Origin of the sequence: Pseudomonas reidholzensis (genome assembly GCF_900536025.1) — a bacterium.
Lineage (GTDB): Bacteria > Pseudomonadota > Gammaproteobacteria > Pseudomonadales > Pseudomonadaceae > Aquipseudomonas > Aquipseudomonas reidholzensis.
Map to the genome: position 1 here is coordinate 167977 of NZ_UNOZ01000039.1, position 19840 is coordinate 187816.

At 65.4% G+C, this 19840-nt stretch carries 24 protein-coding genes; 3 read left to right on the forward strand and 21 right to left on the reverse strand.

Going from position 1 to position 19840, the window contains the following annotated elements:
* Positions 1-54: 54 nt before the first annotated feature.
* The 9 genes from CCOS865_RS27270 to ubiE all read right to left on the reverse strand — a co-directional run bounded on the left by CCOS865_RS27270 (position 55) and on the right by ubiE (position 6123).
* Positions 55-762: a 16S rRNA (uracil(1498)-N(3))-methyltransferase gene (locus tag CCOS865_RS27270; RefSeq protein WP_119146773.1), complete on the reverse strand. Its 708-nt coding sequence runs from the start codon at positions 760-762 to the stop codon at positions 55-57.
* The gene (gene tatC / locus CCOS865_RS27275) at positions 759-1550 is read right to left on the reverse strand and encodes a twin-arginine translocase subunit TatC (protein ID WP_119146775.1); all 792 of its coding nucleotides are present in this window, start codon (positions 1548-1550) and stop codon (positions 759-761) included. The genes CCOS865_RS27270 and tatC overlap by 4 nt, the downstream gene beginning before the upstream one ends.
* A complete protein-coding gene (tatB, locus tag CCOS865_RS27280) occupies positions 1547-1963 on the reverse strand; it encodes a Sec-independent protein translocase protein TatB (RefSeq protein ID WP_119146777.1) in 417 nt (138 codons plus the stop codon). Before tatB ends, tatC begins: the two co-directional genes overlap by 4 nt.
* A 3-nt stretch (positions 1964-1966) precedes the next feature.
* Positions 1967-2251 (reverse strand): twin-arginine translocase TatA/TatE family subunit, encoded by a 285-nt coding sequence (locus tag CCOS865_RS27285; protein ID WP_119146779.1) that lies wholly within the window; start codon positions 2249-2251, stop codon positions 1967-1969.
* A 65-nt stretch (positions 2252-2316) separates the two neighbouring features.
* Positions 2317-2646: a phosphoribosyl-ATP diphosphatase gene (locus CCOS865_RS27290; RefSeq protein WP_119146781.1), complete on the reverse strand. Its 330-nt coding sequence runs from the start codon at positions 2644-2646 to the stop codon at positions 2317-2319.
* A gap of 1 nt (position 2647) precedes the next feature.
* On the reverse strand, positions 2648-3040 hold the full coding sequence (gene hisI, locus CCOS865_RS27295) for a phosphoribosyl-AMP cyclohydrolase (RefSeq protein WP_119146783.1): 393 nt from the start codon (positions 3038-3040) through the stop codon (positions 2648-2650).
* A gap of 73 nt (positions 3041-3113) precedes the next feature.
* A complete protein-coding gene (gene ubiB, locus CCOS865_RS27300) occupies positions 3114-4733 on the reverse strand; it encodes a ubiquinone biosynthesis regulatory protein kinase UbiB (protein WP_119146785.1) in 1620 nt (539 codons plus the stop codon).
* Entirely contained in the window at positions 4730-5353 is a 624-nt protein-coding gene (locus CCOS865_RS27305; RefSeq protein WP_119146787.1) for a ubiquinone biosynthesis accessory factor UbiJ, read from the reverse strand. Before CCOS865_RS27305 ends, ubiB begins: the two co-directional genes overlap by 4 nt.
* Positions 5353-6123 carry a bifunctional demethylmenaquinone methyltransferase/2-methoxy-6-polyprenyl-1,4-benzoquinol methylase UbiE gene (gene ubiE, locus CCOS865_RS27310; RefSeq protein ID WP_119146789.1) on the reverse strand — a complete coding sequence of 257 codons (771 nt, stop codon included), beginning with the start codon at positions 6121-6123 and terminating at the stop codon, positions 5353-5355. The genes CCOS865_RS27305 and ubiE overlap by 1 nt, the downstream gene beginning before the upstream one ends.
* A gap of 124 nt (positions 6124-6247) precedes the next feature.
* Between ubiE and CCOS865_RS27315 the strand changes: the two genes are divergently transcribed.
* From CCOS865_RS27315 to CCOS865_RS27325, 3 genes are all read left to right on the forward strand, one after another.
* Complete coding sequence (locus CCOS865_RS27315; RefSeq protein ID WP_119146791.1) at positions 6248-6523, forward strand: polyhydroxyalkanoic acid system family protein; 276 nt, start codon at positions 6248-6250, stop codon at positions 6521-6523.
* A 174-nt stretch (positions 6524-6697) separates the two neighbouring features.
* On the forward strand, positions 6698-7117 hold the full coding sequence (locus CCOS865_RS27320; protein ID WP_119146858.1) for a phasin family protein: 420 nt from the start codon (positions 6698-6700) through the stop codon (positions 7115-7117).
* 10 nt (positions 7118-7127) lie between these two features.
* Positions 7128-7895: a phasin family protein gene (locus CCOS865_RS27325; protein ID WP_119146793.1), complete on the forward strand. Its 768-nt coding sequence runs from the start codon at positions 7128-7130 to the stop codon at positions 7893-7895.
* 104 nt (positions 7896-7999) lie between these two features.
* On the opposite strand, the gene CCOS865_RS27330 is transcribed toward CCOS865_RS27325, so the two are convergent.
* From CCOS865_RS27330 to CCOS865_RS27390, 12 genes are all read right to left on the reverse strand, one after another.
* Positions 8000-8614, reverse strand: a complete 615-nt coding sequence (locus tag CCOS865_RS27330; RefSeq protein WP_119146795.1) for a TetR/AcrR family transcriptional regulator — start codon at positions 8612-8614, stop codon at positions 8000-8002.
* Positions 8615-8618: 4 nt separating this feature from the next.
* On the reverse strand, positions 8619-10301 hold the full coding sequence (gene phaC, locus CCOS865_RS27335) for a class II poly(R)-hydroxyalkanoic acid synthase (RefSeq protein ID WP_119146797.1): 1683 nt from the start codon (positions 10299-10301) through the stop codon (positions 8619-8621).
* A gap of 65 nt (positions 10302-10366) precedes the next feature.
* On the reverse strand, positions 10367-11218 hold the full coding sequence (phaZ, locus tag CCOS865_RS27340; protein WP_119146799.1) for a poly(3-hydroxyalkanoate) depolymerase: 852 nt from the start codon (positions 11216-11218) through the stop codon (positions 10367-10369).
* 61 nt (positions 11219-11279) lie between these two features.
* Positions 11280-12959 (reverse strand): class II poly(R)-hydroxyalkanoic acid synthase, encoded by a 1680-nt coding sequence (gene phaC / locus CCOS865_RS27345; RefSeq protein WP_119146801.1) that lies wholly within the window; start codon positions 12957-12959, stop codon positions 11280-11282.
* Between the two features lie 354 nt (positions 12960-13313).
* A complete protein-coding gene (locus CCOS865_RS27350; RefSeq protein ID WP_119146803.1) occupies positions 13314-13691 on the reverse strand; it encodes a gamma-butyrobetaine hydroxylase family protein in 378 nt (125 codons plus the stop codon).
* A gap of 94 nt (positions 13692-13785) precedes the next feature.
* Entirely contained in the window at positions 13786-15132 is a 1347-nt protein-coding gene (gene hslU / locus CCOS865_RS27355) for an ATP-dependent protease ATPase subunit HslU (RefSeq protein WP_119146805.1), read from the reverse strand.
* Positions 15133-15205: 73 nt separating this feature from the next.
* Positions 15206-15736, reverse strand: coding sequence for an ATP-dependent protease subunit HslV (gene hslV / locus CCOS865_RS27360; RefSeq protein WP_119146807.1), 531 nt, complete (start codon positions 15734-15736; stop codon positions 15206-15208).
* A 211-nt stretch (positions 15737-15947) separates the two neighbouring features.
* The gene (locus tag CCOS865_RS27370) at positions 15948-17219 is read right to left on the reverse strand and encodes a dihydroorotase (protein WP_119146811.1); all 1272 of its coding nucleotides are present in this window, start codon (positions 17217-17219) and stop codon (positions 15948-15950) included.
* Complete coding sequence (locus tag CCOS865_RS27375; RefSeq protein WP_119146813.1) at positions 17216-18220, reverse strand: aspartate carbamoyltransferase catalytic subunit; 1005 nt, start codon at positions 18218-18220, stop codon at positions 17216-17218. Before CCOS865_RS27375 ends, CCOS865_RS27370 begins: the two co-directional genes overlap by 4 nt.
* A gap of 12 nt (positions 18221-18232) precedes the next feature.
* Positions 18233-18751 (reverse strand): bifunctional pyr operon transcriptional regulator/uracil phosphoribosyltransferase PyrR, encoded by a 519-nt coding sequence (pyrR, locus tag CCOS865_RS27380; protein ID WP_119146815.1) that lies wholly within the window; start codon positions 18749-18751, stop codon positions 18233-18235.
* Positions 18752-18809: 58 nt separating this feature from the next.
* Positions 18810-19235 carry a Holliday junction resolvase RuvX gene (gene ruvX, locus CCOS865_RS27385; protein WP_119146817.1) on the reverse strand — a complete coding sequence of 142 codons (426 nt, stop codon included), beginning with the start codon at positions 19233-19235 and terminating at the stop codon, positions 18810-18812.
* Positions 19235-19804 carry a YqgE/AlgH family protein gene (locus CCOS865_RS27390; RefSeq protein WP_119146819.1) on the reverse strand — a complete coding sequence of 190 codons (570 nt, stop codon included), beginning with the start codon at positions 19802-19804 and terminating at the stop codon, positions 19235-19237. Before CCOS865_RS27390 ends, ruvX begins: the two co-directional genes overlap by 1 nt.
* Between the last annotated feature and the right edge of the window lie 36 nt (positions 19805-19840).

Consider the following 19840-nt stretch of genomic DNA (forward strand, 5'->3'; position numbering starts at 1 on the left):
AAGGCCATCGGCTCGCGCCGGGGAAACTTTATGGCTAAAAGACTGACCGATTGGTCAGAAAATTCGCGAGAGCAGGGCGGTGACTGCGGTCTCGACCCGGAGGATCCGATCGCCCAGTTGCACCGGCGCCAGGCCGGCTTTGCCCAGTAGCTCGATTTCGTAGGGGATCCACCCACCTTCGGGGCCGATCGCCAACGTTACCGGCTCTTGCACGGCACGCGGGCAGGCCGGATAGGGGCCGGGATGACCGACCAGGCCGACGGTGCCGGCGGTGATGGCGGGCAAGCGGTCTTCGACGAACGGTTTGAAGCGCTTCTCGATCAGCACTTCCGGCAGCACCGTGTCGCGTGCCTGTTCAAGGCCAAGGATGAGGTTGACGCGAATGCTCTCAGGGGTGAGGAAGGGCGTCTGCCAGAAGCTCTTCTCGACCTTGTAGCTGTTGACCAGGATCAGCCGCGGCACGCCAAGGGTGGCGACCGTCTGGAACAGGCGGCGGAGCATCTTCGGCCGTGGCACGGCGAGCACCAGGGTCAACGGCAGCTTGGCCGGCGGCGGCTGGTCGAAGCCGACCTGCAGCTCGGCTTCGTGGCCTTCCAGGCGCACCACCGTGGCCTGGCCCATGAGCCCGTTGATCCGCCCCACGCGCAGGGTGTCGCCCACCGCCACGCGGTGGATCTCCTGCATATGGGTGAAGCGCCGATCAGCCAGGACCACGCGGTCGGCCGAGATGAAGTCGGCCTCCTCGAGCAGCAACAGGTTCATGGCTGGGTAGCGGGCGGTTGGTCGTTGTGGTCGTCCGCCGCAGGCGCGTCAACGTCGCTGCGCTTGCGGATCAGGCCGCCACACAGCACGCCGATCTCGAACAGCAGCCACATCGGTACGGCCAGCAGGGTCTGCGAGAAGATGTCCGGCGGGGTCAGGACCATGCCGACCACGAAGCAGCCGATCACCACGTACGGGCGGATCTTCTTCAGGTACTTCACGTCGACCACACCGATCCACACCAGCAGCACCACGGCCACCGGGATCTCGAAGGCGACCCCGAAGGCGAAGAACAGGGTCATGACGAAGTCGAGGTAGTTGGCGATGTCGGTCATCATCGACACCCCTTCCGGGGTGGCGCTGGCGAAGAAGCCGAAGATCAGCGGGAACACCAGGAAGTAGGCGAACGCCATGCCGGCGTAGAACAGGATGATGCTCGAGATCAGCAGCGGGATGGCGATGCGTTTTTCGTGACGGTACAGGCCCGGCGCGATGAAGCCCCAGATCTGTTGCAGGATGAACGGGATCGCCAGGAACAGCGAGACGATCATGGTCAGCTTGAACGGCGTCAGGAACGGCGAGGCGACGTCGGTGGCGATCATCGTCGCGTTGGCCGGCAAGTGGTCACGCAGCGGCGCCGACACCAGGGTGTAGATCTGCTGGGCAAACGAGAACAGCCCGGCGAAGATCAGGAAGATGGCGGCGACGCAGCGCAGCAGGCGGGTGCGCAGTTCGGTCAGGTGCGAGACCAGCGGCATCGGCTGGTCGGATTCCGGTCTATCGCTCATGGGGCTCGTGGCGTCTGGGGTGGCTCGGGAGTAACCGGCGGCACGCTGGCGTCGTCGGCCAGCGGTGTGCCGTGGGCAGGTGCTGGCCCCGCGACGGGCACGTCGACCACAGTGGCCGCTGGAGTGCCGTTGGCGACCGGCGTATCAACGGCTTTTGGCGCGTAGGCGTGCGGATCGAGGATGCGCCGGGCCTCCTGCTCCATCGACAGGATGTGCTCGTTGTGCAGCTGACGGCGGATGTCGTCGGCGCCGATTTCGCGCTCGACTTCCATCTTGATGTTGTTGAAGCTGCGCTTGAGGCGCCCGATCCACAGGCCCGCGGTACGCGCGGCGCCAGGCAGGCGCTCGGGGCCGAGCACCACCAGGGCGACCAGGCCGACGAGCAGCAACTCGCTGAAGCTGATACCAAACATGGGTCAGTCTTTCCGCTGTGGCTCTTGGACCGGCTGCGCCTGGCCTTCGATGGTGGTGTGCGTCTGGTTCAGCGGCGCGGTGGTGTGCGGCTGCTGGGTCGGTGGCACAGGCTGAACCGGCGGTGGGGTCTGCTCGGCGGGCTTGTTTTCTTCATCGCTCATGGCCTTGCGGAAGCCCTTGATCGACTCGCCGAGGTCACCGCCGAGGTTTTTCAGCTTCTTGGTGCCGAACACCAGGACGACAACGACCAGCAGAACAATCCAGTGTTTCCAGTCAAAAATACCCATGGTGTACTCCGTTCAAATAGGTAGGGTCTAGCCAATGCTGTGGGGTGCGAGCCCGCGCCCATGGGTCAGGGTTGGCGGGCGGCTTTTTCGTCGTGGCCGGAGAGGCCGAAGCGACGTTCGAGTTCGTCGAGCACCGCCTGTGGGTGCTGGCCCAGAGCCGAGAGCATCACCAGGCTATGGAACCACAGGTCTGCGGTCTCGTAGATGACATCGCTGCAGTCGCCGCTGTGGGCGGCGTCCTTGGCGGCGATGATGGTTTCTACCGATTCCTCGCCAAGCTTCTCGAGGATCTTGTTCAGGCCCTTGTGATACAGGCTGGCCACATAGGAGCTGTCCGGGGCCGCGCCTTTGCGGGCCTCCAGCACCTCGGCAAGGCGGGTCAGGGTATCGCTCATGTCAGTGTCCTGCCTGGTAGATTGCATCGGGATCTTTCAGGACCGGGTCGACGGTGCTCCACTGGCCGTTTTCGTAGACGCGGTAGAAGCAGCTTTCGCGGCCGGTATGGCAGGCGATCTGGCCCAGTTGCTCGACCATCAGGATGATCACGTCGGCGTCGCAGTCCAGGCGCATTTCGTGCAGTTTTTGCACATGCCCCGACTCCTCGCCCTTACGCCACAGCTTGCCACGTGAGCGCGACCAGTAGATGGCGCGCTGCTCGGTGGCGGTCAGCGCCAGCGATTCGCGGTTCATCCAGGCCATCATCAATACGCGTCCGGTCTTGTGGTCCTGGGCGATGGCCGGTACCAGGCCGTCGCTGTTCCACTTGATCTCGTCCAGCCAGTCTTTCATCGTCGACTCCAAAACCGGGCCCGCTCCTGTACCGGGCCTGTAGCGCTAGTGTGCCAGCCAGCGGCGCGGCTGGCTATCGGCGCACGATCAGGTAGAGGCCGGCGGCCAGCATCAACCAGGCCGGCCAGGCGGCGGGGGCGCTGAGGCTGAGCGCCCCCGCCGCCTGGCCGGCCAGGGTCGCGCCCCCGCCGAGCAGGCCGGCGCCGAGCAGGCGCAGTGCCCAGTTGTCGCCCTGACGGCGGCGTTCGGGCAGTTGCGGGTCCTGCAGGTGCGGTTGCGACAGGCGTTCGAGCAGGTCGCGGGTCATGTCGGCCAGGTGCGGCAGCTGTTCGGCCTGGCTGTAGAGGTTGCCGAGCACGGCCTTGGGGCTCATGCGGTCGCGCATCCAGCGCTCGAGGAACGGCTTGGCGGTGCTCCACAGGTCGAGGTCGGGGTACAGCTGACGGCCCAGGCCTTCGATGTTGAGCAGGGTCTTCTGCAGCAGCACCAGTTGCGGCTGGACTTCCATGTTGAAGCGCCGCGCGGTCTGGAACAGGCGCATCAGGACCTGGCCAAAGGAGATGTCCTTCAGCGGTTTTTCGAAGATCGGCTCGCACACGGTGCGGATCGCCGCCTCGAACTCGTTGACCTTGGTGTGCGCCGGGACCCAGCCGGAGTCGATGTGCAGCTCGGCGACGCGGCGGTAGTCACGCTTGAAGAAGGCCAGCAGGTTGCGCGCCAGGTAGTCCTGGTCTTCGCCGGTGAGGCTGCCGACGATGCCGCAATCGATGGCGATGTACTGCGGGCTCCACGGTTTGACCGTGCTGACGAAGATGTTGCCGGGGTGCATGTCGGCGTGGAAGAAGCTGTCGCGGAACACCTGGGTGAAGAACACCTCGACGCCGCGCTCGGCAAGCAGCTTCATGTCGGTGCGCTGGTCGGCCAGGGTCGCCATGTCGGTCACCGGCACGCCGTAGATGCGCTCCATCACCAGCACCTTGGGCCGGCACAGGTCCCAGTACACCTGGGGCACGTACATCAGTTCGGAGCCTTCGAAATTGCGCCGCAGCTGGCTGGCGTTGGCCGCCTCGCGGAGCAGGTCGAGCTCGTCGTAGATGGTCTTCTCGTAGTCACCGACCACTTCCACCGGGTGCAGCAGGCGGGCATCGGCAGACACCCGCTCGGCGCCCTTGGCGATCAGGAACAGCCAGGCCAGGTCCTGGGCGATGATCGGTTTGAGGCCAGGGCGCACGACCTTGACCACCACTTCCTCGCCGGTCTTCAGGCGCGCGGCGTGCACCTGGGCCACCGAGGCCGAGGCGAGCGGCTCGACGTCGAAGCGGTTGAACACCTCACCGACCTTGGCCCCGAGCTGCTCTTCGATCAGCGCTACGGCTTGTTGCGGGTCGAACGGCGGCACCCGGTCCTGCAGCAACATCAGTTCGTCGGCGATGTCGATCGGCAGCAGGTCGCGGCGGGTCGACAGCAGTTGGCCGAACTTGATGAAGATCGGCCCCAGGTCCTGCAAGGCCAGGCGCAGGCGCGCGCCACGGCTGAGCGTGGACGGCTTGCGTGGCAGCCAGCGCCAGGGCATGAGCAGGCGCAGGCTCCTCAGCCACCAGGGCAAGGGCAGGTCGAACAGCAGGTCATCGAGGCGGTAGCGGATCACGACGCGCTGGATGCGCAACAGACGGCGGACGGCGAGCAGCTTCATGCGTTATCGCTGGTATCAAGGGATCGGGCAAGGCGGCGGATGCGCGCCTCGAGGCGTTCAATATCGACTTTCACGGTGTCGAGCTCGCTGAAGGCGGCTTCGGCTTCGCGACGGCCGACCAGGGTACGGGATTCTTCGGCGAGGTACTCGGAAAGGTTCTGGCTGAACCGTGCCAGGCCCTGGCGGGTCCAGCGCACACGCAGGCGCAGGTGGCCTGCGAGCAGTGCGGTGGGCACCGGGCCGAGCCAGCGCGCCAGTTCGTATTCCCAGTCGAGCTCGAGGTCCTGCAGCACCGCGACCAGGTCGAGCAGCGCGGCGCTGTCGCCATGCAGCTGGACCTGCGGGCTGTGCAGCACGGCGCTCTTGTCCTTGGCGAAGGCCAGTTGCACCAGGCTGCTGGCCGGCGCGCGCAGGCTGCAGTCGACCTCGCCCTGCCAGTGCGCGGCGAGCATCAGGCCTTCTTCATCCGGCAGGATATAGACCTGCAGGGCCGGCTGCAGGCAGTCGATGGCGATCACCTTGCCTTCGAGCGCGGCCAGCCGCGGCAGGGCCGTGCTGTCCATGCGCAGGACGCGGTTCAGGCCATGTTCGACGCTGGCAAGCAGGCCGGCCAGCACCATCAGGGTTTGATTCCCCGGTGCACGGCAACGATGCCGCTGGTCATGTTGTGGTAGGTGACGCGGTCGAAGCCGGCATCGACCATCATCGCCTTGAGGGTTTCCTGGTCGGGGTGCATGCGGATCGACTCGGCCAGGTAGCGGTAGCTCTCCGAGTCATTGGTGATCAGCTTGCCGGCCAGCGGCATGAAGGCGAACGAATAGGCGTCGTAGGCCTTGGACATGAGCTTGTTGGTCGGCTTGGAGAACTCCAGCACCAGCAACCGGCCGCCGGGCTTGAGCACCCGCAGCATGGAGCGAATGGCGTCGTCCTTGTGGGTCACGTTGCGCAGGCCGAAGGCGATGGTCACGCAGTCGAAGTGGTTGTCCGGGAACGGCAGCTTTTCAGCGTCGGCCTGGACGAACTCGATGTTGCCGGCCACGCCGCGGTCGAGCAGGCGGTCACGGCCGACCTTGAGCATGGACGCGTTGATGTCGGCGAGCACGACCTGCCCGGTCGGGCCTACAAGGCGCGAGAACTTGGCCGCCAGGTCGCCGGTGCCACCGGCGATGTCCAGCACCCGATTGCCACTGCGCACACCGGACAGCTCGATGGTGAAGCGCTTCCACAGGCGGTGCATGCCGCCCGACAGCACGTCGTTCATCAGGTCGTACTTGGCGGCCACGGAGTGGAAAACCTCGGCGACTTTCTGCGCCTTCTGGCTCTCTGGCACATCCTTGAAACCGAAGTGAGTGGTGGGTTCGGCGTGTTCGCCTTTGCGCTGGTCGTTCATATCGCATCACCGGAAAAAATTACCGCCATTCTAGGGGCTACGGGCGGATTTGTCTTGGCGGGGTGTGCCGTGGGGCGTGGGCGGGCATAATGTGAGCATTGTCTTCATATCCAGGATTGCCCCCATGACCCAGATCAGCGTTGAACGCAAACACTCGCTTGGCCGCGAAGCCGCCCGTGCCAAGGCCGAGGCGCTGGTAGAGAAACTGAGCCGCGAATACGACCTCAAGGCCACGTGGAACGGCGACCGTGTCGACGTCACCCGCAGCGGCGCCAACGGCAGCGTGCAGATCAGTGACGAGAGCATTCGCGTCGAGCTGAAGCTGGGCATGATGCTGTCGATCATGAGCGGCACGATCAAGGGCGAAATCGAGCGGGCGCTGGACAAGGCGTTGGCCTGAGCCCGGGTCGCTTGGGCTGCCCTGCAGCCCTTTGGCGCAACAGGCCGCTGCGGCGGTGATGATCAGCCACCCTTGCGCTTAGGGTGTGCATTCTAATTTTTATCCCTACCTTTGTGCTCAAGCCCGAATCCCATGGGCAGTTCCTCCATCCCCTATGAGCGAGAGGTGCAGAGCATGGCCAAGATCAACCTGAAGCAAAAAGACGACGCCCAGGGCACCCTGGGCGAGGTGCGCAGCTACGCGCGCCGAATCTGGCTGGCAGGCCTGGGCGCCTATGCCCGCGTCGGTCAAGAAGGCAGCGAGTACATCAAAGAGCTGGTCAAGGCCGGCGAAAGTGTCGAAAAGCGCGGCAAGAAAACCCTCGACAAGAAGCTCGATGCGGCCAATCACCAGATCGACGAAGCGGGCGAAGAAGTCAGCCGAGTACGCGGCAAGGTCGAGGTTCAACTCGACAAGATCGAGAAAGCTTTCGATGCGCGCGTCGCGCGTGGCTTGAATCGCCTCGGCATTCCGTCTAAACATGACGTTGAGGCGTTGTCCATCAAGTTGGAACAACTCCACGAATTGCTCGAGCGTACCTCGCGCAAACCATAAGGAGAGCAGGATGGCTGGCAAGAAGAACACCGAAAAAGAAGGCAGCTCCTGGATCGGCGGAATCGAGAAGTACTCCCGCAAGATCTGGTTGGCTGGCCTGGGTATCTACTCCAAGGTCGATCAGGACGGCCCCAAGCTGTTTGATGCGTTGGTCAAGGATGGCGAAAAAGCCGAGAAGCAAGCGAAGAAGACCGTCGACTCGGCCGCCGATGGCGCCAAGTCTGCGACGACCTCGCGCGTGTCCGATGTCAAAGAGCGTGCGCTGGGCAAGTGGGGCGAGCTCGAAGAAGCTTTCGACAAGCGCCTGAACAGCGCGATCTCGCGCCTCGGCGTGCCGAGCCGCAACGAGATCAAGGCCCTGCACCAGCAGGTCGACACGCTGACCAAGCAGATCGAGAAACTCACCGGCGCTTCGGTCACCCCCGTGTCCAAGGCCGCGGCCAGCAAGACTGCCGCCAAGCCATTGGTCAAGGCCGCTGCCAAGCCTGCTGCAAAACCTGCGGCGGCCAAGCCTGCGGTGAAAACCGCAGCGGCCAAACCCGCGGCCAAGCCTGCTGCGGCCAAGTCGGCAGCCAAGCCGGTGGCAGCCAAGCCAGCTGCAAAACCAGCGGCGGCGAAGAAGCCTGCCGTGAAGAAGGCACCGGCCAAACCGGCAGCGGCCAAGGCGGCAACTCCGGCAGCCAGCGCGTCGCCAGCAGCCACCGCAGCACCGGCGCCAAGCGCGGCCACCGCTAGCAGTGCACCGTCGGCCCCGGTGAGCGCGGCTACGCAAGCCTGATACCGCGTCGCCCTTTTCGCGGGTGAACCCGCTCCCACAGGTGCAGCTCAATACCCTGTGGGAGCGGGTTCACCCGCGAATGCCTCACTGCAAAAGCAACTGACTCACCCCTCCAGGTACTTCATCGCCAACTGCTCCGCCGCCGACCGTGCTGGCGCCTGCAGGTGCGGTGCGACCAGCATCATCACCTGATACACCACCACCCCCACATCGCCTTCGCGGCCAATCACCCGCTGGTAATCGAGCGAGAACATCAAGGTCATGGTGATCTGCTCCACCAGCTGCCCCAACGCCTGGGTCTCACTGGTCACCTGCCCCTGCGCCTTGAGGCTGGCCAGCAACGCCGCCAGGGTGCGCTTGATCGCGTTGATCAGGCTGCGCATGCCGCGTGCCAGCTTGGGCAGGCGTCCGGTCAGGTTGGACAGGTCCTGGAAGAGAAACCGGTACTGCGCCATGCGCTCGACGATCAGGTGCAGGAACAGCCAGTAATCCTCGGCGTCCAGGCGCACGTCCAGGGGCGGGTCGAGCAGCGGCATCAGCGCCTCTTCGAAGCGCTCGAACAGGCCGTTGATCAACGGCTCCTTGCCATGAAAGTGGTAGTACAGGTTGCCTGGGCTGATCCCCAGTTCGTTGGCGATTTCCAGGGTGGAGACGTTTGGTTCGCCCTGCTGGTTGAACAACTGCAGGGCGCATTCAAGGATACGGTCGCGGGTCTTCATCCGTTCAGCGCACCAACACGTAGGTGCCAGGTGCCGGCGTCAGCGGCGGGTAGGTGGCGTTACCGAGCTCCACGCGCGGCTCCTTGAGCGGCCCTGACCGTTGCTCGATCCACTCCAGCCACAACGGCCACCAGCTGCCTTCACTGCGCTTGGCATCGTGGAACCACGCCCGCGGGTCGCTGGACAGCCGTGGGTTGTCCAGGTAGTAGGCCTTGGGGTTGCCCGGCGGGTTGATGATGCTCTGGATATGGCCGCTGTTGGCCAGCACGAACCGGCGCTCGCCACCGAGCAGCTGGGCCGAGCGGTACACCGCGTCCCACGGGGTGATGTGGTCGTTGCTGCCGCCGACGTGGAAGCTGTCCACCGCGACCTGCTGCAGGTCGATCGGTGTGCCGCAGACTTCGAGGCCGTCGGCGTGGGTCAGCGGGTTGTGCTTGAAGAAGTCCAGCAGGTCGCCGTGCAGCGCGGCGGGCAGGCGCGTGCTGTCGGCGTTCCAGTAGAGGATGTCGAAGGCCGGCGGGGTCTTGCCGAGCAGGTAGTTGTTGACCCAGTAGTTCCAGATCAGGTCGTTGGGCCGCATCCAGGCGAAGATCCGCGCCACCTCGCCGCCGTCCAGGACGCCGCGTTGGTAGGAGCGGCGCTTGGCCGCCTCGACGGTCTGTTCGTCGGCGAACAGGCTGGCCGGGCTGTCGAACTTGCTGTCGAGCAGGCTCACCAGGTAGGTCGCGCTGCGCACCTTGCGCAGTTGCCGCTTGGCCTGCAGGTGGCCTTGCAGCGCCGCCATGGTCAGGCCGCCGGCGCAGGCACCCATCAGGTTCGGGTCGCGGTTGCCGCTGATGCTGCGGCAGGCGTTGAGGGCTTCCTCGAGCGCCTGCACGTAGCTCGACAGGCCCCATTCGCGGTGCCGCGGGTCGGGGTTGCGCCAGCTGACCATGAACACCTGCAGGCCGCTTTTGAGCATGTACTGGACAAAGCTGTTGGTCGGGCTGAGGTCGAAGATGTAGTACTTGTTGATCTGTGGCGGCACCACCAGCAGCGGCCGGGCGTATTGTTTCTCGCTCATCGGCTTGTACTGGATGAGCTCCAGCAGGTCGTTGCGAAACACCACCGCGCCGGGGGTGCTGGCCAGGTTGCCGCCGACCTCGAAGGCGCGCTCGTCGACCTGGCGTGGCAGGCCGTCGTTGTGCCGCAGGTCGTCGAGCAGGTGGGCGAGGCCGCGCACCAGGCTTTGCCCGCCGGTGTTGAGCAGCTCCTTCACCGCCAGCGGGTTGAGCAGCGAATTGCTCGGGGCCAGGGCATCGTTGATCAGGGTGAACAGGAAGTGCGCGCGGGCCCGGTCGTCATCCGACAGCGAGCTTTCCTCGATCCACAGGCGGGTCTGCTTCTGCCATGCCAGGTAGGCCTGCAGGCCGCGTCGGTAGAACGGGTTCTGGCTCCACGTCGGGTCGTTGAAACGGCTGTCGCGCGGGTGTGGCTGGTGCGGGGTGTCGCCGAGGATCACGCGGCCCAGCTGGCCGCCCAGGGCAAGCAGGTGGCGTGCGGTGTAGACAGGGTTGCGCAGCCCGTGGCGACCGACGTGGCGCAGGGTCGAGATCAGGTCACGGCCGCGCAGGCCGGTGATGGCGTTCTGCACGTTCATGATGGTGGCGGGGACGTGCGGGGTCCCTTTGGGCGGCTTTACTTTCATGACAACACTCCCTCGTTGCGACTGACCCAATACAGCCAGTGGATCCCCCATGCGCAGCCACCCAGTCAACCGCCGGAGGCGGGGCGGGGGTGCATGACCGCGCGCTGTCGTTCTTCCTGGAGGAATTTCATGATGATCGGGGCGACGGCCTCGGCCCGGGTGATCAGGAACAGGTGACCGTCGTCGATTATGTGTAGCTGTGCATTGGGAATTCGCCAGGCCAGCAGGCGCATGTTGATCAGCGGGATCAACGGGTCGTCGTCGCCGGCCAGGACCAGGGTCGGCTGGCTGATCTTGTGCAGCCAGTGGATGCTGGTCCAGCCGAGGCCGGCGAACAGCTGCCAGTAATAGCCCAGCTTGCCGCCGGAACGCACCTTGGAGGCGTGCTGCATGGCCAGGTCCGGGTCGCGGCGAAAGGCCCCGCCATAGATCATCGGGGCGATCCGGATCACGTGCGAAGGCTGCACATAGCGCCGCGGGCTGGCCATCATCCACAGCACCTTGGGCTTGCCCGGGACCATTACCGCGCCGGCGGCGGTGGCCGCCAGTACCAGCTTCTTGCAGCGCTCGGGATAGTCATGGGCGAACTGCTGGGCCAGCGCGCCGCCCCACGACACGCCAATCGCGTTGACCTGGCCGTAGTCGAGGTAGTCGAGCATGCGCGCGGTCAGCTTGGCCAACCCCGGAAAGCGGTACGGCTGGCGCGGCGTCGACGAGCCGCCGACCCCGGGTACGTCGAAGGCGATGACTTCGAGGTCCGGGTCGAGTGCTTCGATGAACGGAAACACCAGCTCCAGGTTGGCGCCGATGCCGTTGAAGATCAGCAACGGCGTCAGGTGCGGCTTGCCTGGGCGCACGGCGGTGCGGATGGACTGGTTGTCCAGCTCGACGGTGCGGAAAACGTACGGTTGCGACATGCGCGAGACTCGGTAAGGGACCAGGCGCCGTGGCCGCCCGCGAGCGGCCAGGGCGGCCTGCTCAACGCTCGTGGACGTAAGTACCCGGAGCCGCCTCGCCGGCGGCATAGGCGCGATTGCCCAGGCGGGTCGGGGCCTTCTTCATCTCGCCGGCGCGCTCGCCCAGCCAGGTCTGCCAGTGCAGCCACCAGGAATCGGCGTGCTTGACCGCGTTCTCCTGCCACACCAGCGGCTCGTTGGGCCGGTCCTCGCCGGTCATGAAGCGCGCCTTGGGGTTGCCCGGCGGGTTGAGGATGCTCTGGATATGGCCGCTGTTGGACAGCACGAACTCGATCTTGCCGCCGAACAGGTGCGCCGAGCGGTAGCACGATTGCCACGGGGTGATGTGGTCGTTGGTGCCGGCAACGCTGTAGATATCGCACTTGACCTGCTTCAGGTCGATTGCCGTGCCGCTCACCTCGAGGGCCTCGGGGCGGGTCAGCGGGTTGTTCTTGAACATCTCGATCAGGTCGCCGTGGAAGGCGGCCGGCAGGCGCGTGGTGTCGTTGTTCCAGAACAGGATGTCGAACACCGGTGGCTCGTTGCCGAGCAGGTAGTTATTGACCCAGTAGTTCCAGATCAGGTCGTTGGGCCGCATCCAGGCGAACACCTTGGCCATGTCGCTGCCTTCGAGCACGCCCGACTGATAGGAGTGGCGCTTGGCCGCTTCCAGGGTCTGCTCGTCGACAAACAGCGCGACCTGGTTGTCGAGGGTGGTATCGAGCACGCTGACCAGCAGGGTCAGGGCGTTGACCTTGGTCTCGCCAGTCGCCGCGTAGTGCCCGACCAGCGCGGTGCAGGTGATGCCGCCAGAGCAGGCGCCGAGCATGTTCAGGTCCTTGGCGCCGGTGATCGCCAGTACCGCATCGACCGCTTCCTTGAGCGCGTCGATGTAGGTCGACAGGCCCCACTCGCGCTGGGCCTTGGTCGGGTTGCGCCAACTGATGATGAAGGTCTGCTGGTGGGAGCGCAGGCAGAAGCGCGCCAGGCTTTTTTCCGGGCTGAGGTCGAACACGTAGAACTTGTTGATCTGGGGTGGCACCACCAGCAGCGGGCGGGCGTGCACCTGTTCGGTGATCGGCTGGTACTGGATCAGTTCGAGCACGTCGTTGCGGTAGACCACCGCGCCTTCGCTGGTGCCGAGGTTCTTGCCGACCTCGAAGGCGTCCATGTTGACCTGGCTGGGCATGCCGCCGTTGTGGACCATGTCCTTGGCCAGGTTGGACAGGCCGTCGAGCAGGCTCTTGCCGCCGGTCTCGAAGAAGCGTTTGACCGCCTGCGGGTTGGCCAGGGTGTTGGTCGGTGCCATGGCTTCGGTCATCAGGTTGATGACGAACTGGCCGCGGCTGATGTCCTGCGGCGACAGGTCGGCGTCGCTGATCCAGTCGTTGAGCTCCTTGCGCCAGGCCAGGTAGGTCTGCAGGTAGCGCCGGTACAGCGGGTTGCTGCTCCAGGCCGGGTCGTGGAAGCGGCGGTCGTCGCCCTCGGGTTGCAGGCTGGATTTGCCCAGCAGGACGTTTTTCAGTTCCAGGCCGAAATGGGCGATGTGCTTGGCGCTGTGCAACGGCTGTCGCACGGCCTGGCGCAAGACATTGCGCGCGGAGCTCAGCAGGTCCTTGCGGCGGATCCCGATCACTGGGTTCAGGCCCAGCGTGTTCTCCGAGGCCTGGCGCTGCAAATCATCGGTGTTCTTGTTACTCATCTACGACGCTCCGTTGTCCTGAGACGAGTACCGGCTGGCTGTGGCGGGTACACAGACGACAGCCCGGTACTGCTTGCTCGGGTGACCAGTGATAAGGAACAGCGCTGCTGCGACCGGATGCGTGTCAGTGATGAGCTGCGGGTACTCTGCGTGTGAAGACAGCCTGCTTTCGCTCGCGACCTCTACAACATACCGGCCCGGCCCTGCCTGCCTGATAAGCAATGCAGGGAACTTGCCAGCTCCATTGGTTACCCGACTTTCATGTAATGCGCAAGACAGCCGGTGATTGGCCGTCGATAAGGCATTCAAGCAGACTGAATTAGAAAATGCGCTCTAATCCACAGGACGCTTGCGCTAGAGCATCAGTTTGACCAGAGATTCGGCAGGATCGCGGGATTTTCCGGCCTTGCGCAGCTCGTCGAGGTACTCGGACCACAGCTCGGCCTGGCGCAGGGACAGCTGCTCGAGGTACTCCCAAGTGAACAATCCGCTGTCATGGCCGTCGTCGAAGGTCAATTTCAGTGCATATTGACCGGCCGGCTCCAGGCCGGATAGGCCAACGTTGATCTTGCCAACTTGCAGGATCGGATTGCCGTGACCCTGGACCTCGGCAGAGGGCGAGTGCACGCGCAGGAATTCGGCGGGGAGGTGATAGACCTCGTCTGGCCCGTAGGTGAGGGTCAGGGTCTTTGAGGCTTTGTGCAGGTTGATTGCGGTGGGCAGGCGGGCCATGGGCTGAATCTCTCTGGGCGTTAGCTGCAAGCTTCGAGCTTTAGCCAGAGAGATTCAAGGTGCCAGTGGGGCCGCGCAGCGGCCCCTGGGGGTCTTACAGGATGTAGCGCGACAGGTCTTCGTTCTGCGCCAGCTCACCGAGGTGGCCGTTGACGTACTCGGCGTCGATACGGATCGGCGTCTCGTCATGCGCACTGGCCAGGTCACCGGCACTGAACGACACCTCTTCGAGCAGGCGCTCGAGCAGGGTGTGCAGGCGACGCGCACCAATATTCTCGGTCTTCTCGTTGACCTGGTAGGCGATCTCGGCCAGGCGCTTGATGCCGTCGCCGAGGAACTCGATGTTCAGCCCTTCGGTCTTCAGCAGCTCGCGGTACTGCTCGGTCAACGACGCGTGCGGCTCCTGCAGGATGCGCTCGAAGTCTTCCGGGGTCAGCGCCTTGAGCTCGACACGGATCGGCAGGCGGCCTTGCAGCTCGGGCACCAGGTCGCTCGGCTTGCTCAGGTGGAACGCACCCGAGGCGATGAACAGGATATGGTCGGTCTTGACCATGCCCAGCTTGGTGTTGACGGTGCAGCCTTCGATCAGTGGCAGCAGGTCGCGCTGGACACCTTCACGGGACACATCGGCGCCGCCGACATTGCCACGCTTGGCAACCTTGTCGATCTCGTCGATGAACACGATACCGTGTTGCTCGACCGCTTCCAGGGCCTTGGCCTTGAGTTCTTCTTCGTTGACCAGGCGGCCCGCTTCTTCGTCGCGGACCATCTTCAGCGCTTCCTTGACCTTGAGCTTGCGCGCCTTGCGCTTGCCCTTGCCCATGTTGGCGAACAGGCTCTGCAGCTGGTTGGTCATCTCTTCCATGCCGGGCGGCGCGGCGATCTCGACGCCCATCGACTCGGCGACTTCGATCTCGATTTCCTTGTCGTCCAGCTGGCCTTCACGCAGGCGCTTGCGGAACAGCTGGCGGGTGTTGGAGTCGCTGGCCGACGGCGCGGCTTCTTCGGCAAAGCTGCTGGCGCTGCGCGCCTGGGGCAGCAGCGCGTCGAGGATGCGCTCTTCGGCGGCGTCTTCGGCGCGGTGGCGCACGCGGATGATTTCCTGCTCGCGGAACATCTTCAGCGCGGCGTCGGCGAGGTCACGAATGATCGACTCGACATCGCGGCCGACGTAACCGACTTCGGTGAACTTGGTCGCTTCGACCTTGATGAACGGGGCGTTGGCCAGCTTGGCCAGGCGCCGGGCGATTTCGGTCTTGCCGACGCCGGTCGGGCCGATCATCAGGATGTTCTTCGGGGTGACTTCAGCGCGCAGCTCGGCCGGCAGCTGCATGCGCCGCCAGCGGTTGCGCAGGGCGATGGCGACAGCGCGCTTGGCGTCGTCCTGGCCGATGATGTGGCGGTTCAGTTCGTGGACGATTTCACGGGGGGTCATGGACATGATCAGTACGGTCCTTGGGCGGAGCAATCAGTGTGGAAAAGTCCCGCGCTGGGCGGGACGCCAGAACAACTGATTACTCGGCCAGGTCCTGCTCCTCGATGGTCAGGTTGTGGTTGGTGAACACGCAGATGTCACCGGCGATGTTCAGCGCGGTTTCGGCGATTTCACGGGCGCCGAGGTCGGTCTTGTTCAGCAGGGCGCGGGCCGCGGCCTGGGCGAAGGCGCCGCCGGAGCCCATGGCGATCAGGCCGTCTTCCGGCTCGACCACGTCACCGTTGCCGGTGATGATCAGCGAGGCGTCCTTGTTGGCCACCGCCAGCATGGCTTCCAGGCGGCTCAGGGAACGGTCGGTACGCCATTCCTTGGCCAGCTCGACAGCGGCGCGGACCAGGTGGCCCTGGTGTTTTTCCAGCTGGGCTTCGAAGCGCTCGAACAGGGTGAACGCATCGGCAGTGGCCCCGGCGAAGCCGGCGATGACCTGGCCGTGGTACAGGCGCCGGACTTTCTTGGCGTTGCCTTTCATCACGGTGTTGCCGAGGGAAACCTGGCCGTCGCCCGCCATGACGACTTTGCCGTGGCGGCGGACTGAAACGATGGTAGTCAAGGGAAGAGTCTCCACGCAGCGGGGCGAAAATGCCTGATGCAGACTCATATGGGGGGAGGGGGGAAGGATTTCAACCGGGGAGGATGAATGGTCGATCCAGGCAAGGTCTTCTGGGGCCAGTCGCGGCCCCTCGCGGGCAAGCCCGCTCCTACAGGGGTAGTGGTGAGTCCTGTAGGAGCGGGCTTGCCCGCGAAGCGGCCGCGGGGATGGATCAGGCCTCGTGGCAAACGTGCCCGTCGACCAAGGTATAACGCACCGCACTCGGCAGGCAGTGGCCGATGAACGGGCAGTTTTCACCGCGCGACAGCCAGTGCTCGCCCGCCACGGTCGAGGCCTTCGGGTCGAACAGCACCAGGTCCGCCGCGCCACCGACCTTCAGCTCCCCGGCCGGCAAGCGCAGGGCCTGCGCCGGACCGCTGGTCAGGCGCGCGAGCAAGGTCGGCAGGTCGAGCAGGCCGTCCTCGACCAGGGTCATGGCCAGCGGCAGCAGCAGTTCGACACTGCTGATGCCCGGCTCAGTAGCGCCAAACGGTGCCAGCTTGGCGTCACGCTCATGCGGCTGGTGATGGCTGGAAATCGCCTGGATCACCCCCGACTTGACGGCGGCGCGCAGGCCATCACGGTCGGCGCTGGTGCGCAGCGGCGGCTGCACGTGGTACAGGCTGGAGAAGTCGCGCAGCGCCTCGTCGGTGAGGATCAACTGGTACAGGGCTACGTCTGCGGTCACCGGCAGGCCCATTTCCTGTGCCTGGGCGATCAGCTGCGCGCCACGGGCACTGGTGATCTGGGCGAAGTGCGCACGCACGCCGCTCTGCTCGACCAGCAGCAGGTTGCGCGCCAGGGCCACGGTCTCGGCGCTTTCCGGGATGCCCGGCAGGCCGAGGAAGCTGGCCATGGCGCCTTCGTGGGCCAGGCCGCCGTGGGCCAGGTCGCGGTCCTGCGAGTGGAACACCACGGTCAGGTCGAAGGTCGCGGCGTATTCCAGCGCGCGGGCCAGGGTGCGGTTGTTGGGGATTTGTTGCAAACCGTTGCCGAAGGCCACGCAGCCGGTGTCGCGCAGGGCGATCAGCTCGGCCAGTTGCTCGCCTTCGAGGCCCTTGGTCAGCGCGCCGATCGGGTAGACCTTGCTGTTACCGGCCTCGCGGGCGCGGTCCAGGACCAGCTCGGCGACTGCCGAGGTGTCCAGCACCGGGCGGGTCTGCGGCGGGCAGCACAGGCTGGTGACGCCACCGGCGACGGCGGCGCGGGTCTCGCTGGCGATGTTGCCCTTGCGGCTGTAGCCCGGCTCGCGCAGGGCCACGTCGAGGTCGACCAGGCCGGGCGCTGCGATCAGCCCTTCGGCCTGGATCGTGCGGCTGGCGCTGAAACCGGCCGGCGCGGCGCCGATCGCGGCAATCCGCCCGCCTTCCAGGTGCAGGTCGGTGAGGGTGTCCAGGCCGCTGCGCGGATCGATTACCCGGGCGCCAAGAATGCTGATGCTCACAGGCCGTTCTCCTGGTCGAATTGTCGTTGTGCGTTCTGCCCGCTCATGGCCATCGACAGCACGGCCATGCGCACGGCGATGCCATAGGTGACCTGATTGAGGATCACCGAGTGCTTGCCGTCGGCCACCGCCGACTCGATCTCGACGCCGCGGTTGATCGGCCCCGGGTGCATGACGATGGCATCCGGCTTGGCCCCGGCCAGGCGCGCGGTGGTCAGGCCGAACAGGCGGTAGAACTCACCCTCGCTGGGCAGCAGGCCACCGGCCATGCGCTCGCGCTGCAGGCGCAGCATGATCACCACGTCGACGTCCTTGAGGCCTTCGGCCATGTCGGTGTAGACCTTCACGCCGTATTGCTCGATGCCGACCGGAATCAGGGTTTTCGGGCCGATCACGCGGATGTCCGGGCAGCCCAGGGTCTTCAGCGCGAGCATGTCGGAACGGGCCACGCGCGAGTGCAGGATGTCGCCGACGATGGCCACCGAGAGGTTCTCGAAGCTGCCTTTGTGGCGGCGGATGGCGAGCATGTCGAGCATGCCCTGGGTCGGGTGCGCGTGGCGACCGTCACCGCCGTTGATCACGGCGACGTCCGGGCACACGTGCTCGGCGATGAAGTGCGCGGCGCCGGAGTCGGAGTGGCGCACGACGAACATGTCGGCGGCCATCGCCTCGAGGTTGCGCAGGGTGTCGAACAGGGTCTCGCCCTTGCTGGTCGACGAGGTCGATACGTTCAGGCTGATCACGTCGGCCGACAGGCGCTGAGCGGCCAGTTCGAAAGTGGTGCGGGTACGGGTCGAGTTCTCGAAGAACACGTTGCACACGGTCTTGCCGCGCAGCAACGGGACTTTCTTCACGGCCCGGGCGCCCACTTCGAGAAACGAGTCGGCGGTGTCGAGGATCTCGGTCAGCAGTTCGCGGGGCAAACCGTCGAGCGAGAGAAAGTGGCGCAGCTGGCCCTGATCGTTGAGCTGCAGCGGGCGCTTGGCGTCGAATGGCGTCATCACGGGGGGCTCTTAAAGGGCGGAAGCGGTGGCGAGGTCCTGGCGCTCGAGGGCGAGCGGCGCGGGTCCGGTCAATTTTACCCGCTCATGGGCGGCCAGCGACAGAGTGGCACCGAGCACATTGGGGCGGATCGGCAGTTCACCGGCATCCAGGTCGAGCAGGCAGACCAGGGTCACGCTGGCCGGGCGGCCATAGTCGAACAGTTCGTTGAGGGCGGCGCGGATGGTCCGGCCGCTCATCAGCACGTCGTCGACCAGCACCAGGTGCTGGCCTTCGACCTCGAACGGCAGCTCCGAGGGGCGCACCTGCGGGTGCAGGCCGTTCTGGCTGAAGTCGTCGCGGTAGAACGACACGTCCAGGGTGCCCAGCGGGCTGGTGTCGGCGAGCGCCTGCTGGAGGGCCTGGGCCACCCACACGCCACCGGTGCGGATGCCGATGAAGCGCGGCTCGGCAATGGCGCGGCGGGCCAGGTGGGCGCGAAGGTCGACGGCCATCTGCCGGATCAGCTCGGCGGGGTTGGGTAGGCTCATTGCGGGCTCCTCGGGGCGCCGGGAGGGCCCGGCGGCAAAGCGAATGATGGGGACGGTACTAGGTGTTGGCCTCCAGCCAGCCCTGCAGGAGCAAGGCTGCGGCGATGGCGTCGACCGGGTTGTCGCGGTAGCTGCCGCGCTGGCCGCCACGGGCCATGCGTTCGCCCTTGGCCTCGAAGGTGGTCAGGCGTTCGTCGTGGGTGTGCACCGGTAGGTTGTAGCGCCCGTGCAGGCGGTTGGCGAATTTTTGCGCGCGGGCGCTCATCTCGCTCGGCGTGCCGTCCATGTTCAGCGGCAGGCCGACGACGATGGCGTCGGGCTTCCATTCCTTGATCAGTTTTTCCACCTGGGCCCAGTCGGGGATGCCGTCCTGGGCCTTCAGGGTGCACAGCTCGCGGGCCTGGCCAGTGATGACCTGGCCGACCGCGACGCCGATCTGTTTGGTGCCGTAATCGAAGCCCAGCAGTAGACGTAACTCACTCATCAGGCGTGGCCCGCCTGGCTGGTCAGCAGGCTGAGGTTGATCCCCAGCAGCGCGGCGGCGGCTTCGAGGCGCTGCTCGCTGGCCAGGCCGAAGATGATCTCGGGGTCGAACGGGCAGTTGAGCCAGGCGTTGTCGGCCAGCTCCGCTTCCAGTTGGCCGGCTTCCCAGCCGGCGTAGCCGAGGGTGATCAGGCTCTTGGCCGGGCCGACGCCTTCGGCGATGGCGAACAGCACGTCCTGCGAGGTCGACAGCGACAGGCCTTCGAGCTCGACCGTGGCCTGGTAGCCGCGTTCGCTGCTGTGCAGGACGAAGCCACGGTCGGTCTGCACCGGCCCGCCGAGGTAGATCGGTACGTGCACGGTGCCGATCGGCGGCTCTTCGTCGGGGCGCAACTGCTCGAGGATATCCGCCAGGTTGAGGTCCTGCGGCCGGTTTACCACCAGCCCCATGGCGCCATTGGCGTTGTGCTCAACGATATAGGTCAGGGTCTGGGCAAAGTTCGGATCGGCCATGTGCGGCATGGCGATCAGGAACTGATGCTTGAGGTAACTCGGAGAGAGGGTTTTCATGGGGGATAGTGTGGCGCCAGCCGCTATGAGCTGCAA

Excerpts from the sequence above, each read along its gene's own strand:
- CCOS865_RS27270 (WP_119146773.1), bottom strand. The coding sequence starts at position 762 with ATGAACCTGTTGCTGCTCGAGGAGGCCGACTTCATCTCGGCCGACCGC.
- tatC (WP_119146775.1), bottom strand. The coding sequence starts at position 1,550 with ATGAGCGATAGACCGGAATCCGACCAGCCGATGCCGCTGGTCTCGCAC.
- tatB (WP_119146777.1), bottom strand. The coding sequence starts at position 1,963 with ATGTTTGGTATCAGCTTCAGCGAGTTGCTGCTCGTCGGCCTGGTCGCC.
- CCOS865_RS27285 (WP_119146779.1), bottom strand. The coding sequence starts at position 2,251 with ATGGGTATTTTTGACTGGAAACACTGGATTGTTCTGCTGGTCGTTGTC.
- CCOS865_RS27290 (WP_119146781.1), bottom strand. The coding sequence starts at position 2,646 with ATGAGCGATACCCTGACCCGCCTTGCCGAGGTGCTGGAGGCCCGCAAA.
- hisI (WP_119146783.1), bottom strand. The coding sequence starts at position 3,040 with ATGAAAGACTGGCTGGACGAGATCAAGTGGAACAGCGACGGCCTGGTA.
- ubiB (WP_119146785.1), bottom strand. The coding sequence starts at position 4,733 with ATGAAGCTGCTCGCCGTCCGCCGTCTGTTGCGCATCCAGCGCGTCGTG.
- CCOS865_RS27305 (WP_119146787.1), bottom strand. The coding sequence starts at position 5,353 with ATGGTGCTGGCCGGCCTGCTTGCCAGCGTCGAACATGGCCTGAACCGC.
- ubiE (WP_119146789.1), bottom strand. The coding sequence starts at position 6,123 with ATGAACGACCAGCGCAAAGGCGAACACGCCGAACCCACCACTCACTTC.
- CCOS865_RS27315 (WP_119146791.1), top strand. The coding sequence starts at position 6,248 with ATGACCCAGATCAGCGTTGAACGCAAACACTCGCTTGGCCGCGAAGCC.
- CCOS865_RS27320 (WP_119146858.1), top strand. The coding sequence starts at position 6,698 with ATGGCCAAGATCAACCTGAAGCAAAAAGACGACGCCCAGGGCACCCTG.
- CCOS865_RS27325 (WP_119146793.1), top strand. The coding sequence starts at position 7,128 with ATGGCTGGCAAGAAGAACACCGAAAAAGAAGGCAGCTCCTGGATCGGC.
- CCOS865_RS27330 (WP_119146795.1), bottom strand. The coding sequence starts at position 8,614 with ATGAAGACCCGCGACCGTATCCTTGAATGCGCCCTGCAGTTGTTCAAC.
- phaC (WP_119146797.1), bottom strand. The coding sequence starts at position 10,301 with ATGAAAGTAAAGCCGCCCAAAGGGACCCCGCACGTCCCCGCCACCATC.
- phaZ (WP_119146799.1), bottom strand. The coding sequence starts at position 11,218 with ATGTCGCAACCGTACGTTTTCCGCACCGTCGAGCTGGACAACCAGTCC.
- phaC (WP_119146801.1), bottom strand. The coding sequence starts at position 12,959 with ATGAGTAACAAGAACACCGATGATTTGCAGCGCCAGGCCTCGGAGAAC.
- CCOS865_RS27350 (WP_119146803.1), bottom strand. The coding sequence starts at position 13,691 with ATGGCCCGCCTGCCCACCGCAATCAACCTGCACAAAGCCTCAAAGACC.
- hslU (WP_119146805.1), bottom strand. The coding sequence starts at position 15,132 with ATGTCCATGACCCCCCGTGAAATCGTCCACGAACTGAACCGCCACATC.
- CCOS865_RS27375 (WP_119146813.1), bottom strand. The coding sequence starts at position 18,220 with ATGACGCCATTCGACGCCAAGCGCCCGCTGCAGCTCAACGATCAGGGC.
- pyrR (WP_119146815.1), bottom strand. The coding sequence starts at position 18,751 with ATGAGCCTACCCAACCCCGCCGAGCTGATCCGGCAGATGGCCGTCGAC.
- ruvX (WP_119146817.1), bottom strand. The coding sequence starts at position 19,235 with ATGAGTGAGTTACGTCTACTGCTGGGCTTCGATTACGGCACCAAACAG.
- CCOS865_RS27390 (WP_119146819.1), bottom strand. The coding sequence starts at position 19,804 with ATGAAAACCCTCTCTCCGAGTTACCTCAAGCATCAGTTCCTGATCGCC.